General features: G+C 67.8%; 15 protein-coding genes and 1 pseudogene. 3 read left to right on the forward strand and 13 right to left on the reverse strand.

From position 1 onward, the window contains the following. Positions 1 to 3 precede the first annotated feature (3 nt). From ACFQ2S_RS10690 to ACFQ2S_RS10700, 3 genes are all read right to left on the reverse strand, one after another. Complete coding sequence (locus ACFQ2S_RS10690; RefSeq protein ID WP_386074450.1) at positions 4 to 1,332, reverse strand: CoA transferase; 1,329 nt, start codon at positions 1,330 to 1,332, stop codon at positions 4 to 6. A 56-nt stretch (positions 1,333 to 1,388) separates the two neighbouring features. Beyond that, on the reverse strand, positions 1,389 to 2,603 hold the full coding sequence (chrA, locus tag ACFQ2S_RS10695) for a chromate efflux transporter (RefSeq protein ID WP_386074451.1): 1,215 nt from the start codon (positions 2,601 to 2,603) through the stop codon (positions 1,389 to 1,391). 99 nt (positions 2,604 to 2,702) lie between these two features. Next, positions 2,703 to 3,410 (reverse strand): Crp/Fnr family transcriptional regulator, encoded by a 708-nt coding sequence (locus ACFQ2S_RS10700; protein ID WP_386074452.1) that lies wholly within the window; start codon positions 3,408 to 3,410, stop codon positions 2,703 to 2,705. A gap of 523 nt (positions 3,411 to 3,933) precedes the next feature. Between ACFQ2S_RS10700 and ACFQ2S_RS10705 the strand changes: the two genes are divergently transcribed. Next, a complete protein-coding gene (locus tag ACFQ2S_RS10705) occupies positions 3,934 to 4,317 on the forward strand; it encodes a c-type cytochrome (protein ID WP_386074453.1) in 384 nt (127 codons plus the stop codon). Between the two features lie 46 nt (positions 4,318 to 4,363). On the opposite strand, the gene ACFQ2S_RS10710 is transcribed toward ACFQ2S_RS10705, so the two are convergent. The 8 genes from ACFQ2S_RS10710 to ACFQ2S_RS10745 form a co-directional block, all read right to left on the reverse strand. Next, entirely contained in the window at positions 4,364 to 5,044 is a 681-nt protein-coding gene (locus ACFQ2S_RS10710) for a hypothetical protein (protein WP_386074454.1), read from the reverse strand. Beyond that, positions 5,041 to 5,910, reverse strand: a complete 870-nt coding sequence (locus ACFQ2S_RS10715; RefSeq protein ID WP_386074455.1) for an NAD(P)H-binding protein — start codon at positions 5,908 to 5,910, stop codon at positions 5,041 to 5,043. Before ACFQ2S_RS10715 ends, ACFQ2S_RS10710 begins: the two co-directional genes overlap by 4 nt. Positions 5,911 to 5,968: 58 nt before the next feature. Then, positions 5,969 to 6,163, reverse strand: coding sequence for a hypothetical protein (locus ACFQ2S_RS10720; protein WP_386074456.1), 195 nt, complete (start codon positions 6,161 to 6,163; stop codon positions 5,969 to 5,971). Positions 6,164 to 6,175: 12 nt separating this feature from the next. Then, complete coding sequence (locus ACFQ2S_RS10725) at positions 6,176 to 6,538, reverse strand: glycine zipper family protein (RefSeq protein ID WP_386074457.1); 363 nt, start codon at positions 6,536 to 6,538, stop codon at positions 6,176 to 6,178. Between the two features lie 92 nt (positions 6,539 to 6,630). Then, positions 6,631 to 7,671, reverse strand: a complete 1,041-nt coding sequence (locus tag ACFQ2S_RS10730; RefSeq protein WP_386074458.1) for a GlxA family transcriptional regulator — start codon at positions 7,669 to 7,671, stop codon at positions 6,631 to 6,633. 76 nt (positions 7,672 to 7,747) lie between these two features. Beyond that, positions 7,748 to 8,197: a DUF411 domain-containing protein gene (locus tag ACFQ2S_RS10735; protein WP_386074459.1), complete on the reverse strand. Its 450-nt coding sequence runs from the start codon at positions 8,195 to 8,197 to the stop codon at positions 7,748 to 7,750. Positions 8,198 to 8,298: 101 nt separating this feature from the next. Further along, entirely contained in the window at positions 8,299 to 9,048 is a 750-nt protein-coding gene (locus tag ACFQ2S_RS10740; RefSeq protein WP_386074460.1) for a sulfite exporter TauE/SafE family protein, read from the reverse strand. A 259-nt stretch (positions 9,049 to 9,307) separates the two neighbouring features. Next, positions 9,308 to 10,357 carry an ornithine cyclodeaminase gene (locus tag ACFQ2S_RS10745; RefSeq protein ID WP_386074461.1) on the reverse strand — a complete coding sequence of 350 codons (1,050 nt, stop codon included), beginning with the start codon at positions 10,355 to 10,357 and terminating at the stop codon, positions 9,308 to 9,310. A 121-nt stretch (positions 10,358 to 10,478) separates the two neighbouring features. Here ACFQ2S_RS10745 and ACFQ2S_RS10750 point away from each other — a divergent pair, with 121 nt between their 5' ends. Then, a complete protein-coding gene (locus ACFQ2S_RS10750) occupies positions 10,479 to 10,904 on the forward strand; it encodes an Lrp/AsnC family transcriptional regulator (protein ID WP_386074462.1) in 426 nt (141 codons plus the stop codon). Positions 10,905 to 10,922: 18 nt separating this feature from the next. On the opposite strand, the gene ACFQ2S_RS10755 is transcribed toward ACFQ2S_RS10750, so the two are convergent. Together ACFQ2S_RS10755 and ACFQ2S_RS10760 are read right to left on the reverse strand one after the other, a co-directional pair. Then, entirely contained in the window at positions 10,923 to 11,705 is a 783-nt protein-coding gene (locus tag ACFQ2S_RS10755; RefSeq protein WP_386074463.1) for an SDR family NAD(P)-dependent oxidoreductase, read from the reverse strand. An 11-nt stretch (positions 11,706 to 11,716) separates the two neighbouring features. After that, a pseudogene (locus ACFQ2S_RS10760) lies at positions 11,717 to 12,562 on the reverse strand (TIGR03571 family LLM class oxidoreductase); the annotation flags it as partial. 273 nt (positions 12,563 to 12,835) lie between these two features. Here ACFQ2S_RS10760 and ACFQ2S_RS10765 point away from each other — a divergent pair. After that, on the forward strand, positions 12,836 to 13,744 hold the full coding sequence (locus tag ACFQ2S_RS10765) for a LysR family transcriptional regulator (protein ID WP_386074464.1): 909 nt from the start codon (positions 12,836 to 12,838) through the stop codon (positions 13,742 to 13,744). Positions 13,745 to 13,752 lie beyond the last annotated feature (8 nt).

The raw sequence follows: 13,752 nt of genomic DNA on the forward strand, positions 1-13,752 counted from the left end.
GGGTCAGGTTTCCCACACTGCTGCGGACCTGCGCAGCGGCCCCGCGGCGTGACGCCATGTCGGCATCCGACCATCCACTTCGACCGGAAAGGCGATGCGCCGCGCCGGACCCCAGCCGGTGGCCTCGGATTCCGGCGCGAGATCCGCGTCGGTCTCCGGCGGCATCGGAGCTGACGGGCCGTGCAGCCCGGCCGACACCAGCAGATGCGCCGCCCGGGCCAGCGAAAGGCGGGCGGAGAGTACCTGCCGGCGGCCATTTCGGACACGCACCGCGCGGAGCACGGCGGCGGCCATGAGATAGCCGGTGGCATGGTCGAGCGCCTGCACCGGCAGCGCGACCGGCCGGTCCGCATCCGCCTGCCGCATCGCCTCGGCGGCCAGCCCGCAGCTCATCTGCACCACGCTGTCGAATCCGCGCCGCCCGGCCCAGGGACCGGTCCAGCCATAGGCGTTCAGTGTCACCTCGATCGCCGCCGGAGCAAGGCTTTGCCGCCGTTCCGCACCGAACCCCAGCCGTTCGAGCGCATCCGGGCGATAGCCATGCACCAGCACGTCGGCCGACCGAAGCAGCGTTTCGAAGCGCACACGGTCGGTGGGCAGCGTCAGGTCCAGCCCGGCGCAGCGCTTACCGAGGGTGACTTCCGGCTCGACGCCCGGCTCGGTCCAGTCGGGCGGGTCGATCCGCAGGACGTTTGCGCCGAAGCCTGCAAGGAAGCGCGTGGCGACCGGCCCGGCAAGCACACGTGTGAGGTCGAGCACCCGCAGGCCGTTTAGCCGAAGGTCTCCAGCGGCATCGCCCTTGTGCGTCCATGCAACAAGGGGCTCGGCGGCGACGGCGCGGCCCTGAGGATGCCGCGCCCAATCGGCAAGCCCGCGCATTGCCCCCGCCGCGCCGCCCGCCGCGACGACGGCCGTCTCCAACGCATCCTTCTCCCAGTCCCGGACGCTTTGAGCCACCGCCTCCCGGTCCGGCGTGCAGCCTAGCACCGACTGAGCCGCCGCGCGGTGGCGAGGCGCGTTGGTGTGCAGCCGGATCCAGCCATCCGCTGCGGGGTAGTTGCCTGCGATCGGATCCCATGCCCCCGGCAACTCCCAACCGGTGGGGCGCAGCGTCATGTCGAACCACATGAGCGCATGGCGGCGGTTCAGTGTCACCTGTGCAGCGCCGAGCAGGTCGCCCAGTTCCGCCGCCGCGGCTTCTATTGAGGCGAGGGTGAGGCCGGTAACGTCGAAGCAGGAGGGCAGCGCGCCGTCGCCGATCTCCAACACCCGGGTCCGGGGGGGCATGTCGGGGCCGAGGGCCTCGGCGATCTGCTGTCGAAAGCTTGTCATCTGGGCGTCCCTCTTGCGCCGGGATGGCGTCGCCCGATCCCTACCACGATCCTGCGTCAGGAGAAGCCAGTCAGCGCCGCGCCGCCCGCCGCCGCGACGATCACCACCGCCCAGGGCGGCGCTTTCCAGGCCATCAACAAGACGAAGCAGGCGAGCGCGAGGGCGAAATCTTTCGGCCCTCCGATGGCGCTGGTGAAGACGGGGTCGTAGAGCGCCGCGCCCAGGATGCCGACCACCGCCGCGTTCGCGCCCTGCATCAGCGATTGCGCGGCGGCCATGGAGCGGAACCTGTCCCAGAACGGCAGCACCCCGACGAGGATCAGGAACCCCGGCAGGAACACCGCGACCAGCGCGATGGCCGCGCCCGCGACCCCGTTCGGCTCCGGGCCGAGCACCGCACCGAGATAGGCTGCAAAGGTGAAGAGAGGGCCGGGCACCGCTTGCGCCGCTCCATAGCCGGCGAGGAAGGCGTCGGGCGTGACCCAGCCCTGCGCGACGGTCTCGGCCTGGAGAAGCGGCAGCACGACATGGCCGCCGCCGAAAACCAGCGCACCGGCGCGATAGAAGCTGTCGAAAACGGCCAACGCCTGCGACCCACCTGCTGTCAGCGGCAGGAGGCACAGCAGGGCAATGAACACAGCAAGGGCGATGCCGCCCTGCGCGCTGCGCACCGGCATGGTCAGGTGGCCGCCGATAGGCGTGCCCGTCCCGCTGCCCAACGCCAGCCCGACCAGCGCCCCGAAGATGATGACGGCCACCATGCCGAAGGCGCCGGGCAGGAAGGCGAGGAGGGCAACCGCACCCACCGCGATGCCGGCCCTTGCCCGGTCCGGGCAGAGCGTGCACGCCATGCCCCAGACCGCCTGCGCCACGATGGCCACCGCGATGGTCTTGAGCCCGTGGAGGATGCCGGTTCCCAACGGCCCGGAAATGGCGGAAGCGCTCAGCGCAAAGGCCAGCAGCAAGAGCGCCGAAGGGAGGGTGAAGGCGGTGAAGGCGGCAAGTGCGCCAAGCCAGCCGGCCCGCATCATCCCCAGGGCAAAGCCCACCTGCGAGGAGGCGGGGCCGGGCAGGAACTGACAGAGCGCGACGAGATCTGCATAGGCATGATCGCCGAGCCAGCCGCGCCGGGTCACCAGCTCGTCCCGGAAGTACCCGAGATGCGCGATCGGCCCGCCGAAGGACGTCAGGCCGAGCTTGAGAAAAGCCGCGAATACCTCGCGCGGCGTTCCCTCGCGCTGGGGCGGCTGCGTGCTGCTGCTGTCGGTCATTCCGGCCTCCTTGCGTCCGGTCCTGTCAGCATGCCGCGGCACGGCGATGCAAGGCCCTTTCGCCAGTCTTGCCCGCCGATGCGCAACCTGCGTGATGGCTTAGCCGCCCTTGTTCCAGAACCCGGCGGGATCGGAGGTGGAGAAGTCCCGCAGCCGCTCGATATCCTCGATCGTCGCCGTGTTGCGATTGACCGTCACCCCCACGGTGCCGAGCTTGGCGAACGCGCGCGAGAGGCTTTCGGGCTTGATGCCTAGCCGGCCGGCGATCACCGTCTTGTCGTAGGGCAGGGTCACCTTGCATGGGCTTGTGGAGCCGTTGCAGAGCCCTAGCAGAAACTCGGCCACTCGCTGCGCCCCGGTTTGGGCCTTGAGCTGTTCGAGCTGCCCGACCAGCGAATGCAGATGCGCGAAGGTGGCGGCGAGCATGTTGATCCCGATCTCGGGATCCTGACGCAGCATGTCGGTGACCGCGGCTGAGGGAAGCCGCAGTACCTCGCATTCCGTCACCGCTTCGGCCGAGACGGGATAGGGTGCGCCGCGCAGCGCCACCGCCTCGCCAAAGCTCTGCCCCTCGGAGAAGACCGAGACGATGGCCTCGCCGCCGCTGGGCGTGATCCGGTAGAGCTTGACCCAGCCGTCGATGACGATGTGGATCGCCCGCGCTTCTTCGCCCTGAAGAAACAGCGTCTCGCCGCGTCTGAAGCGTTGCCATTGCGACCTCTGCAGCAACGCTTCGGCATGCGCGTCGGAAAAACTCTGCATCAGCATGGAGTTGCGGGCGATCTGCCTTCGCGGGTCGTCCGTCATGAAACTCTGCCTCCCTGAAGCCTCGTGCCCAAGCGCCGGGATGCTGCGATGCCGGCGAGAGCGTATCATAGAAAGCCGGCGCATCGGGTGAAAGCCCGATGCCATCCGTGCGCGACGCATTGCGCCAATTCGTTTGCCGACGGAAGATTCGACATTATCATTGCGAATGGCGGTGGATTGCCGGCACGGCTCGCCGGGCACCCGGAGCGCGGCGCCCGATGTGACGCAGGCCGGCAAATGCCGCTCCGAGGCGCGTCACGTTGTCCGACTTTCCGCTTCCGGCCCATGCCTCGCAAGCTGCGGTGCTTGATCCGTCGCGGTGGGTAAGGCAAGGCTTCGGACCGGAAGGCGGTTCGTTGGCTGCAGGACGTGCTCCGTGCGCGGCCAGCGCACGCGCCGCGGTTCTTGCCGAACGGTCGTCGACAGCCTGCTGTCAGTCGGCACCACAGAGACTCAGCCTTGCAATCGGGAGGTTCCCGGTTGCCGCCACAGAGACACTGGTCTGAACACGAAAGGAACAGACATGAGATCCGCTCTTCTATCCCTGACCGCGGCGCTTGCCACGGTGACCGCCGCACCCGTCCTTGCCGAGGGAGATGCCGCCAACGGCGAGAATGTCTTCAAGAAGTGTCAGGCCTGTCACATGGTCGGCGAAGACGCGAAGAACCGCGTCGGGCCGCCGCTGAACGGGGTTGTCGGCGCGCCGGCTGGCCGGGTCGAGGACTACAAGTACTCGCCGAACCTGCTCGAACTCGCCGAGGGCGGCCTCGTCTGGGATGAGCCGACCCTTGTCGCCTATCTCACCAAGCCGAAGGATGTGATCCCGAAAGGCAAGATGTCCTTCGCCGGCCTCAAGAAGGAAAGCGATATCGCCGACGTCATCGCCTACTTGCAGACCTTCGAGTAATCCGGGCCGAACCGCATTGGAGGGGCGTTCATTGGAGCGCCCCTTTTCATTTGGGATGGTGCGTTGCAGGACGGCTTAGGTCTCTGAGCAGTGCCGTGCCCACCGCGAGAAACCAGGCGATACCTCCGAGCCCGAAACCAGCCCCCGCGGCTGTGCCGAGGGCCGGCACCAAGGTTGCGAGCCCGGCGAGCCCGGTCAGTAGGCCCAGTGCCACACTGCCTCGCGGCAGCCGCCGGGAGACCAGTCCTGCGATGCTGATACAGAGGATCCAGGCCCCGCCGACGATCTCGTTGCCGCCGCCGAGCCCCAGTTCGACCGCGTGCAGCGTTCCCCAGAGATCCGCGGCGCCCTGCGGATCGGTCGCGTGGAGCGCCGACGTGCGTTCGACCGCCACGTTCGCGACCATCCCTGCACCAAGCACGAGTGTCGCCCAGATCAGTCCGAGCGCACGGGACACCCCGGCCCAGCCTGGGACGCGGGGCTGGAGCCGTTCTGCGAGGGCGACGGTGAGCACGGCGAGCGCCAGCCCGTTCGCGATGTAGATCGTGCTGTTCCAGGCAATGAGCAGCCCGGGCTGGGCCTCGGCCAGTGCGGCGACGGCTCGGGTGTCGATCTCCTCCGTGCCGTATCCGAGCGGGGTGAGCAGGGTGAGGAGCAGGGCGAAGCCCGCCACATAGGTCGCGCCGCAAAGCAGGGCAGCGATACCGCCGCTGTGGTGAAGGGTCATAGGTTGGGCCTCCCGGATTTCATCCCGGCCGCGAGGTCCGCGAAACGTGCGCCGAGGCGGTGCGTTCCATGCCGCTCCCCGACCATGTCCATGCCCATCGCCGTCAGGAAGAACCGGGCCGGCCCGTGGATGCGCCGGGGCGTCACACGGGGCAGCACGGCCAGTGCGGCGCGGCGCAGCGCCTCGGGCAAGCGGGTGATCCTTGCGGGCTTGCCGAGGGCGGCAAAGGCTGCCTCGGCCAGTTCCCTATGGGTGAACACCTCGGGTCCGCCCACGTCGATCCAGTCGCGCTCTTCGGCGATCGCCGCGGCTGTCGCGGCGGCCAGGTCGGCGCCGTGGATCGGGTTGATCCGCTTCGCGCCGTCCCCGAACAGCCAGACCCGCCCGGCGCGGGCCATAGCGAGGAAATCCTCCATGTCGGAGAAGTAGCCGGAGGGCGCGATCACTGTGGAGGCGATGTCCTCGGCGCGGAGCGCATCGACGAATGCGGCCTTTGCCGCGACCAGGGGCACATCCCGCATCCGGTCGGCGTTCAGCACATGGACATAAGCGAAGCGTCCAGCGCCCGCCCGGCGCGCTTCTGCCAGCAGATTGAGATTCGCCCGGTAGTCGACATCGCGATAGTCCAGCCCGTCGGCCTGCCGCGTGATGCCGAGCGCGGAGATCGTCAGCGCTGCCCCTTCCATGCAGCCATACAGCGTATCTGGGCGCGTTGCCTGCGCTTCGATCAGCTCGTCCGCGTCAAGGTCCGCCGCCCGAGCCGCGTTCCGGACCAGCGCGCGGACATACCAACCGGCTCCGCGGTATTCGGCGCAGAGGTGGCGGCCGAGATATCCGGTCGCCCCGGCGATGAAGACGGTCTGCATGACGGTTTCCTTCTTGCATGCCCCGGCCAGCCCGCAAAGGGCCGACCGGCGCGGAGCGTCAGATCCTCTCGCCGAAGGGCGTGACGACCTGCGGCGCGGGTTCGATCTCCGGTAGGCCGATGTCGCGCCGGAGGCGCGGGGAGGTGGGCAGGCCTGGGGAGACGGGCAACGCGGTGGCCGGTAAGCGCCAGTTCGCGATCAAGGTGCGAAGCCCGGCCAAAGGGACCGGGCGATCCAGTATGTCGGGGGTCATTTTGCGCAGCTCTTATCCAACAACCCGGTGGCCGCGACCGCGCAGGCATTCGATGACGATCTCCTGCCGCCGGTCATTTGCGTTGACGGCACCGGCCGTGCCGCCCGCCAGCGCGCCCACGATGGCCCCGCCCGCGGCGTCGGCATCGTCATCGGCCGCACCCAGAAGCGCGCCGGCCCCCGCGCCCAGCACCGCGGCGGCAGCGGTTTCCTGGTCGAAAGCGCGCTGGTCGCGGGCCAGTTGCTGGCAGGCGGCCAGGTCGGCTTCGTAGGCTGGGCTAGGAGTGCCGTCGAGGATTGGCTGGTAGTTGGCGCCACTGTCGGCGCAGGCGGCCAGAAACGCCGCGAGAAGGAGGGGAAGGTAGGTCGGATTCATGCTGAATTCCTGTATCTGGGCATGGCAATAAAGCGCGCCAGCGCGATGGGCCGGCGCGGGAGGTCGTTCGGGTGCGGAGGATCCGTGCGGCGTCAGCCGGGTCCGTCGCGGATCTGCGGCGGCGGCTGCGCGCCTCGGAACCGCTCGCGGTACTCGGTGGCCGAGATGCCGAGGTGTCGGTGAAAGGCGCGCCGCATCCGTTCGGCGCTCTGGAAGCCGGTCTGCAACGCGATCTGCTCGACCCCGGTGGCAGTGGTCTCCAGCACGACGCGGGCGGCCTGCACCCGCGCGGTCTCGACATAGGCGGCAGGGGTCTTGCCGGTCTCGTCCCTGAAACGGCGTGCGAAGGTCCGTTCCGACAAACCGGCACGCGCGGCCAGCACGGTCACGGTGAGCCCGTCGCCCGGATTGGCGAGGATGTGGTCCAGCGTCTCGTTGATCGCGGGGTCCTGCGCCTTGCGGGCCAGCAGGTGGGCGCTGAACTGCGACTGCCCGCCGGGGCGCATCATGTACATCACGTTGTAGCGGGCGACCTGCAGGGCAATGTCGTGGCCCCAATCCATCTCGACGAGCGCGGGCGCCAGGTCCATGCCGGCGGTCACTCCTGCCGAGGTCCAGACATTGCCGTCGCGCACGAAGATCGCGTCGCGGTCGACCCTGACCTGCGGGTGCCGCTTCTCGAGCACCGGGCACCACCACCAATGGGTGCAGGCGCGGCGGCCGTCCAGCAGTCCGGCCTCGGCGAGGATCATCGCCCCGGTGCAGATCGAGACGATCCGGCGTGCCCGACCGGCTGCGGCGCGGACATAGTCCATCAGGGCGTCGTCCTCGAGTGCGGCCATCGTGCCGTGCCCGCCGCTGACGATCAGCGAATCGATCTCGCCGCTTTCGGGCATTGCGTCGGCAAAGGCGCGGTCGGCGGAGATGGTCAGACCGGAGGTGGTCCTCACCGGCCCCGCGCGCGTGGCGAGCACCGTAACGTCATAGGGATCCGGCCCTTCCGGCAGAAAGAACTTGGTGCCGGTCATCACCTCCAGCGGGCCCACCACATCGAGGATGTGGGCGTTCGGGTAGGTCACCATCACCACGCTGCGCGCGCGCTTTTCTGTCCGATATGTCGAGTCGTCTGTCATGGTCGGACACTAGCCCGACCATTGCGCTGACCGTTAGGACAAAGGCCCCACCTTTTCTGCCAAAGGCAACAGGTGCTCAGGCGTGGCTCTGAAAGACCTCCGAAGCGCCGCCCTTCAGCACGAGCAGGGTGTCGTAGGGCTCGCGGGCATCGCCCATCTCCATGCCGGGCGACCCGATCGGCATGCCGGGCACGGTCAGCCCGAGCGCATCGGGCCGTTCGCCCAGCAGGCGCTGCACATCCGCGGCGGGCACGTGGCCTTCGATGAAGTAGCCGTCGATAAACCCGGTGTGGCACGAAGCGAGTTCGGGAGTGATCCCGGTGCGCTCCTTGAGCAGCCACAGGGCATCGTCGTCGATGTCGCTGGCGACGGTCTCGAATCCCGATTGCCGCATATGCGCAATCCAGGCCGAACAGCATCCGCAGGTCGGCGACTTGAAGACCTCCAGTTGCGGCGTGGCGGCAAGCGACGGTCGCGCCAGGAGCGCGGTTCCGACTGTGGCGAGCATGAAATGTCTGCGATTCATCTAGTGTCTCACGATCTTGTTGCTCCCCTGTTCTGCAACCTTCACCAACCGGAAGGTCAAGCTGTGTTGGAGGAAAATAGCGCGCGGGTGATCTTCGGCAATCAGGTGACGGCACGCCAGATCAGGCTGATCGACAATGCGAACAGGGCGAGCCGGATCGCCGAGAAGAAGATGCCGTCGGGAATGATCCGGATCAGCCTGGAGCCGCCCCAGGCCCCGAAGATCGCGGTCAGCGCCAGCAGCGCTATGGCCTTGAGGTCCATCTCCGGGAACTGGCCGAGCGCGAGGTAGGGCGGCAGCTTGGCGATGTTGACCGCGGTAAAGACGAACTGCGTCGTGCCGGCAAAGACCAGTTTCGGCAATTGCTGTGGCAGCACGTAGATCTGGTAGGGCGGAGCGCCGGCGTGGCTGATGAAGCTGGTGAGGCCCGACATTGTTCCCCAGAACAGCCCCGGCACGACACGGGCCGGGCGCGGGGCTGCGTTTTTCGGCGTGAGGAACCAGTGGCGGAGGCAGTGGAAGATGCCGATGACCCCAACCGCGATGCTCATGCCGTCGGTCGAAAGATGCGGCGCCAGCAGGTAGCCCACCAGCACGCCGCAGAGGCCCGCCGGGATAAGGATCTTCAGGTTTCGAGGGTCGAAATGGTGCCGGTAGAGCCAGACGCCGACCCAGTCGCTGATCAGGTAGATCGGAAGCAGCAGCGCGGCCGCGGTCAGCGGGTCGATGCGGAAGGCGAGGAGCGGCACGGCCAGCATGCCGACGGCCGGCAAGCCACCCTTGGCGAGACCCACGCAGAGCGCACCCGCCATCGCCAGCGGCAGGAAACTCCAGATATCCGCTGCGTTCATTGCGTCACGCCGGCGGTCGGGCACCGACCGTTTCCAAGGGCGCCTCGGCAGGCACGCGCTGGCGCGAAAGGTGTGTTCAGGTGATCCATCCGGGGCGATCCGGCGGCCTAGGCCGCGTCGCTCCGGCAGATGCGGCGGGGTGGGGTCGGCAGGCCGGCCTCGGCGAAAAACTGGGTGTTCACAATGATCTCCGTGCCGCACGAGCCGCGTACCGGCAAGCGGTAGCGTCCGGACGGCGCGCAAGTCAAGCCCGGCCGCGTTACCGTTTGGCGCGTTCCAGCATGCCGAACAGGTCGCGCGGGTCGTCGGGATCGGCGATCATGTCGAGCTCCGTGTAGAACTCCGTGCCTTCGATGAGGCGGAGCACGAGGCGCAGCGCGCTGAAATCCTCGATGGCGAAGCCGACGCTGTCGAAGAGGGTGATCTGCCGCTCGGAGGTCCGCCCGGTGACCTGCCCGGTGATCACCTGCCACAGCTCCTTGACCGGGTGGTCCGGCTCGAGCTGCTGGATCTCGCCTTCGATCCGGGTCTGCGGCGGGTATTCGACGAAGATCGAAGACCGCAGCAGGATATCGCGGTGCAGCTCCGTCTTGCCTGGGCAGTCGCCGCCGATGGCGTTTATGTGGACGCCGCTGCCGACCATGTTGTCGGTCAGGATCGTGGCATATTGCTTGTCGGCGGTGCAGGTCGTGATGATCTCGGCGCCCTCCACGGCCTCCTGACCCGACCGGCACTGCACCACCTCGAGCCCGCGTCCCGCCAGGTTGCGGGCGCAGCGGGCGGTGGCCTCCGGGTCGATGTCGTAGAGGCGGACGGTGCCTATGCCGCAAATCGGCTTGAAGGCGAGGCACTGGAACTCGGATTGCGCGCCGTTGCCGATCATCGCCATACTGCGGGCGCCCTTGGGGGCAAGGTGCCGGGCCGCCATTGCCGAGGCGGCGGCGGTGCGCAGGGCGGTGAGAAGGGTCATCTCGCTGAGCAGGATCGGATAGCCGGAATCGACGTCCGCCAGAACACCGAAGGCGGTCACGGTCTGCAGCCCTTCCCGCGTGTTCTTCGGGTGGCCGTTGACGTATTTGAACCCGTAGGTTTCGCCATCGGAGGTCGGCATCAGCTCGATCACGCCAACGCTGGAATGCGAGGCGACGCGGGGCGTCTTGTCGAACAGCTCCCACCGCCGGAAATCGGCCTCGATCTCGTCGGCCAGCAGGGTCAGCACCTGTTCGATGCCGAAGTGATGGATCAGCGCCATCATGTTCTCGACCGACACGAAAGGCACGTAGGCGCGGCTGGAAGGGGGCTTTGGCAAAGGATGACTCCGGACTGGGATATCCTTTCTAGCCACCAAACGGTGATGGATTGCATTGTCAGCCTGAGCGATTTGCCGGTATAGCTTGAGCAAATTGCACAGCCTGGATTGACAATCTGTCATGCATGTCTTCGACGACCTCGACCGTTCCCTGATCGCGATCCTGCGCGAGGACGGGCGTGCGCCGGTGTCCAAGCTGGCGACGATCCTCGGGGTGTCGCGGGCGACGGTGCAGAACCGGCTCGATCGGTTGCTGGAAAGCGGCGCGGTGCTGGGCTTCACCATCCGCGCGCGGCAGGACCACGCGGACGGCGGGGTTCGCGCGATCATGATGATCGAGGTCACCGGACAGTCGACAACCGCCGTGATCCGGCGGCTACGGGGAATTCCGGAATTGCTGCAGCTCCACTCGACCAACGGAAAGTGGGACCTCGTCGCGGAACTCGGCGCGGCCAGCCTCACGGATTTCGACCGTGTCCTGCGGGAGGTGCGGGGCGTGGAGGGGATCACCAACAGCGAGACGTCGATCCTGCTGAGCTCGGTCTGACCCCCTCCGGCCAAGCGTTCAGGTGGGCAGGAGCCGTTCCAGCGTCGCCATGACGGCGGCCGAGCGCGTGGGATCCGCGGCCGCAGGGTGCGGCGAGGCAAAGCGCCCGGCATCGTTGTCGAAATACATGCCGGAGCAGCCCTCGAACTCTTCCGACACCGCGAGGCGCCTGAGAATGTCGGCGCCGATGCCGATGTCGTTGCCGGAAACGCCGAAGCCTTCGCGCACCATCCGGGTGGCCAGCAGCGAGCCCGGGTTGACCGCGATGAAGGCTGGCCCCTCGGGGTGGTCACGGGCGAGGGCCTGGGTCCAGACGACGAGCGCCAGTTTGCTTTGTGCATAGGCGTCCATATCCCCCACGCGCCGTGTGCCGCTCAGCGCGTCGAGATCGACCGGCGCCTGCGCGGCCGAGGACAGGCTGATGACGCGCCCCGTTTTCGGCATCCGGTCCAGCAGACGGCGGGTCAGCAGGAGCGGTGCGAGGGTGTTCACCACGAAGCGAGCGTCCTGCCCGGTCTCGGTGATCGGATCGGCCATCTTGTAGACGCCGGCGTTGTTGATGATCACGTCGATCCGCTCCTCCGACGCGGCCACGTCCTCGGCGAGGCGGACGACCTCGTCGAGGCGCGACAGGTCGGCGAGGAAGCCGCGTGTGCCCTCCGGCATCTCGGCGCCCAGAGCCTCGAGCTTCTCCGGGTTGCGGCCGTGGAGCAGGAGTCGGTGCCCCGATTGCGCAAGCTGCCTGGCGGTTTCTAGGCCGATTCCGTCCGTCGCGCCGGTGATCAGAATGGTCTTGGTCATGGTCAATCCTTTCAGGAGGGGAAATCGGGCAGGATGTCCTTTGCCAGCCGCGCCATGGTTGTTTCGATGTCGGCCTGGTTGAAGCGCAGGTTCAGGGCGACGTGGTTGACGCCGATCTCCCGCAGCGCCGCGAGGTAGTCGCGCAGGGGGTGCACGCCGGACCGGAAGCCGAGGTGAATGGGCCGCGGCGGCAGGTCGGGATCTTCGGCAAGGTCGATATAGAGCGATTGTATCACCGGCTTTTCGGGCTGGCCTGTGGCCTGCAGGCGATTGCGGTAGTCCGCGACGTCCTCGCGTTGGGCAGCGGCGGGGCGGGGATAGGTGATCCAGCCGTCGCCATGCTCCGCCACCCAGTCCGGGTGCTGCCGGCTGTTGCCGGTGATCAGAAGCGGCAGGCGGCCGGCGGTCGGTTTGGGCAGCATGTCCATCCCGCGCGGGCTGCCGTGGCCGGAGGCAAAGGCCGGGTAGGAGGCCGCCATCTGACGGATGTAGCCCATCGCCTCGCGGAAGCGGTCGCCGCGATCCTCGAACCCCATGTTCATCGCCGGGTATTCATCCGGTCGGTCGCCCGAGGCGACTCCGAGCAGCAGCCGGCCCTGCGAGAGCACGTCGGCGCTCGCCGCGGCCTTGGCGACATGCGCAGGATGGCGCAGGGGCAGGATCACGCTGGCCACGCCGAGCCCGATGCGCTCGGTGCGTCCGGCCAGCAGGCCGAGATAGACAAAGGGGTCGAAGGTCTGCCCGGCGTCGCCGAAGGAGGGGACGTTGAAGGGCACGTCGCGGAGCCAGAGCGCGGCAAAGCCCAGCTCTTCCGCCAGTTGCGCGCGCCGCAGATGGTCCTGCATCGTCGGCACCGCGCTCTGGGGATAGGCTTAGAGCGGCACCACCAGCCCGAGGCTCAGCTGCCCGGGCCGGAAGGCCGTGTCATAGGCCCGGTTGAGCGGGCCAAACGTCGGGGTAGTATCAGGCATGTCTCTCTCCAACTGCGCCCGTCGGAGCAGGAGGTCATAACAGGGCCTCCGGTTCGGGTGTGGCGGAATCTTGCGGTGTGAGCTGAAGCTATTTATTGATTTATAGCATATAAATAGAGAGAATGACGCTTCAGAATTCGGAAATCGGACATAATCCTGATGGACATTGAAAGCCTGCGCCTCTTCGTGCTCGCGGCGGAAAAGCTCAACATAGGGGCGGCGGGGCGCGATCTGGGGCTGGCCCCAGCCGTGGCCAGCGCGCGTCTGGCGCGGCTTGAAAAGAGCGTCGGCGCCGATCTGCTGCACCGGTCGACGCGCCGGGTCTCGCTGTCGCAGGACGGCGCGGAGTTCCTGCCCTTCGCCAGGGAGATCCTCGCCCAGGAAGCCGCCGCACGCGCGGCGCTCGGCCAGCGCGGTGTAGCGGCCACCGGCACCCTCCGCTTCGCGGCCCCCAGCAGTTTCGCGCAACTTTACATCATGCCGCTGGTGACGGAGTTCCTCGAGGCGCAGCCAGGCATCACGCTCGACATGCGGCTCTCGGATACGCAGTTCAACCTGATCGAGGGGAGTTACGACCTGGCGCTGCGCAGCGCGCCGCTGGCCGAGACTGCCCTGAAAGGGCGCAAGCTCGCCGATGAAACCCGTATTCTCTGCGCCTCGCCCGGATACCTCGCGGAGTACGGCACGCCGGAGACGGTGGAGGATCTGGAAACCCATCGCCTCGTCGCCTTCCGGGACCGGGCGCCCCGGCCGCTCATGCGCAATGGCCAGCCGGCGGGCGCGTTCGACCCGAGGCCGGAGCGGTGCAGGCTGGTGATGGACGACGGGGCGAGCCAGAGGGGCGCGACGCTGGCCGGGGCCGGCATCTCGGTCAACTCGCTCTGGAGCGTGCATCGGGAGCTAGTGGAGGGGCAACTGGTGCGGGTGTTGCCAGAGATCGAGGTCGCGGACGGTTCGGTTCTTTGGCTGGTCTATCCAAAGGCCAACGTGCTGTCGCCGAAGGTGCGGGTCTTCATGGATTTCCTGATCGACCGGATCGGTCGGACGCCGCCCTGGCGCGCGGGCTGAGGCCGGAG

Origin of the sequence: Tropicimonas aquimaris, assembly GCF_042676185.1 — a bacterium.
GTDB classification, from domain to species: Bacteria; Pseudomonadota; Alphaproteobacteria; order Rhodobacterales; family Rhodobacteraceae; genus Tropicimonas; species Tropicimonas aquimaris.

Coding starts and splice junctions, on each gene's coding strand:
- ACFQ2S_RS10690 (WP_386074450.1), bottom strand. CDS start 1,332: ATGACAAGCTTTCGACAGCAGATCGCCGAGGCCCTCGGCCCCGACATG.
- chrA (WP_386074451.1), bottom strand. CDS start 2,603: ATGACCGACAGCAGCAGCACGCAGCCGCCCCAGCGCGAGGGAACGCCG.
- ACFQ2S_RS10700 (WP_386074452.1), bottom strand. CDS start 3,410: ATGACGGACGACCCGCGAAGGCAGATCGCCCGCAACTCCATGCTGATG.
- ACFQ2S_RS10705 (WP_386074453.1), top strand. CDS start 3,934: ATGAGATCCGCTCTTCTATCCCTGACCGCGGCGCTTGCCACGGTGACC.
- ACFQ2S_RS10710 (WP_386074454.1), bottom strand. CDS start 5,044: ATGACCCTTCACCACAGCGGCGGTATCGCTGCCCTGCTTTGCGGCGCG.
- ACFQ2S_RS10715 (WP_386074455.1), bottom strand. CDS start 5,910: ATGCAGACCGTCTTCATCGCCGGGGCGACCGGATATCTCGGCCGCCAC.
- ACFQ2S_RS10720 (WP_386074456.1), bottom strand. CDS start 6,163: ATGACCCCCGACATACTGGATCGCCCGGTCCCTTTGGCCGGGCTTCGC.
- ACFQ2S_RS10725 (WP_386074457.1), bottom strand. CDS start 6,538: ATGAATCCGACCTACCTTCCCCTCCTTCTCGCGGCGTTTCTGGCCGCC.
- ACFQ2S_RS10730 (WP_386074458.1), bottom strand. CDS start 7,671: ATGACAGACGACTCGACATATCGGACAGAAAAGCGCGCGCGCAGCGTG.
- ACFQ2S_RS10735 (WP_386074459.1), bottom strand. CDS start 8,197: ATGAATCGCAGACATTTCATGCTCGCCACAGTCGGAACCGCGCTCCTG.
- ACFQ2S_RS10740 (WP_386074460.1), bottom strand. CDS start 9,048: ATGAACGCAGCGGATATCTGGAGTTTCCTGCCGCTGGCGATGGCGGGT.
- ACFQ2S_RS10750 (WP_386074462.1), top strand. CDS start 10,479: ATGCATGTCTTCGACGACCTCGACCGTTCCCTGATCGCGATCCTGCGC.
- ACFQ2S_RS10755 (WP_386074463.1), bottom strand. CDS start 11,705: ATGACCAAGACCATTCTGATCACCGGCGCGACGGACGGAATCGGCCTA.
- ACFQ2S_RS10765 (WP_386074464.1), top strand. CDS start 12,836: ATGGACATTGAAAGCCTGCGCCTCTTCGTGCTCGCGGCGGAAAAGCTC.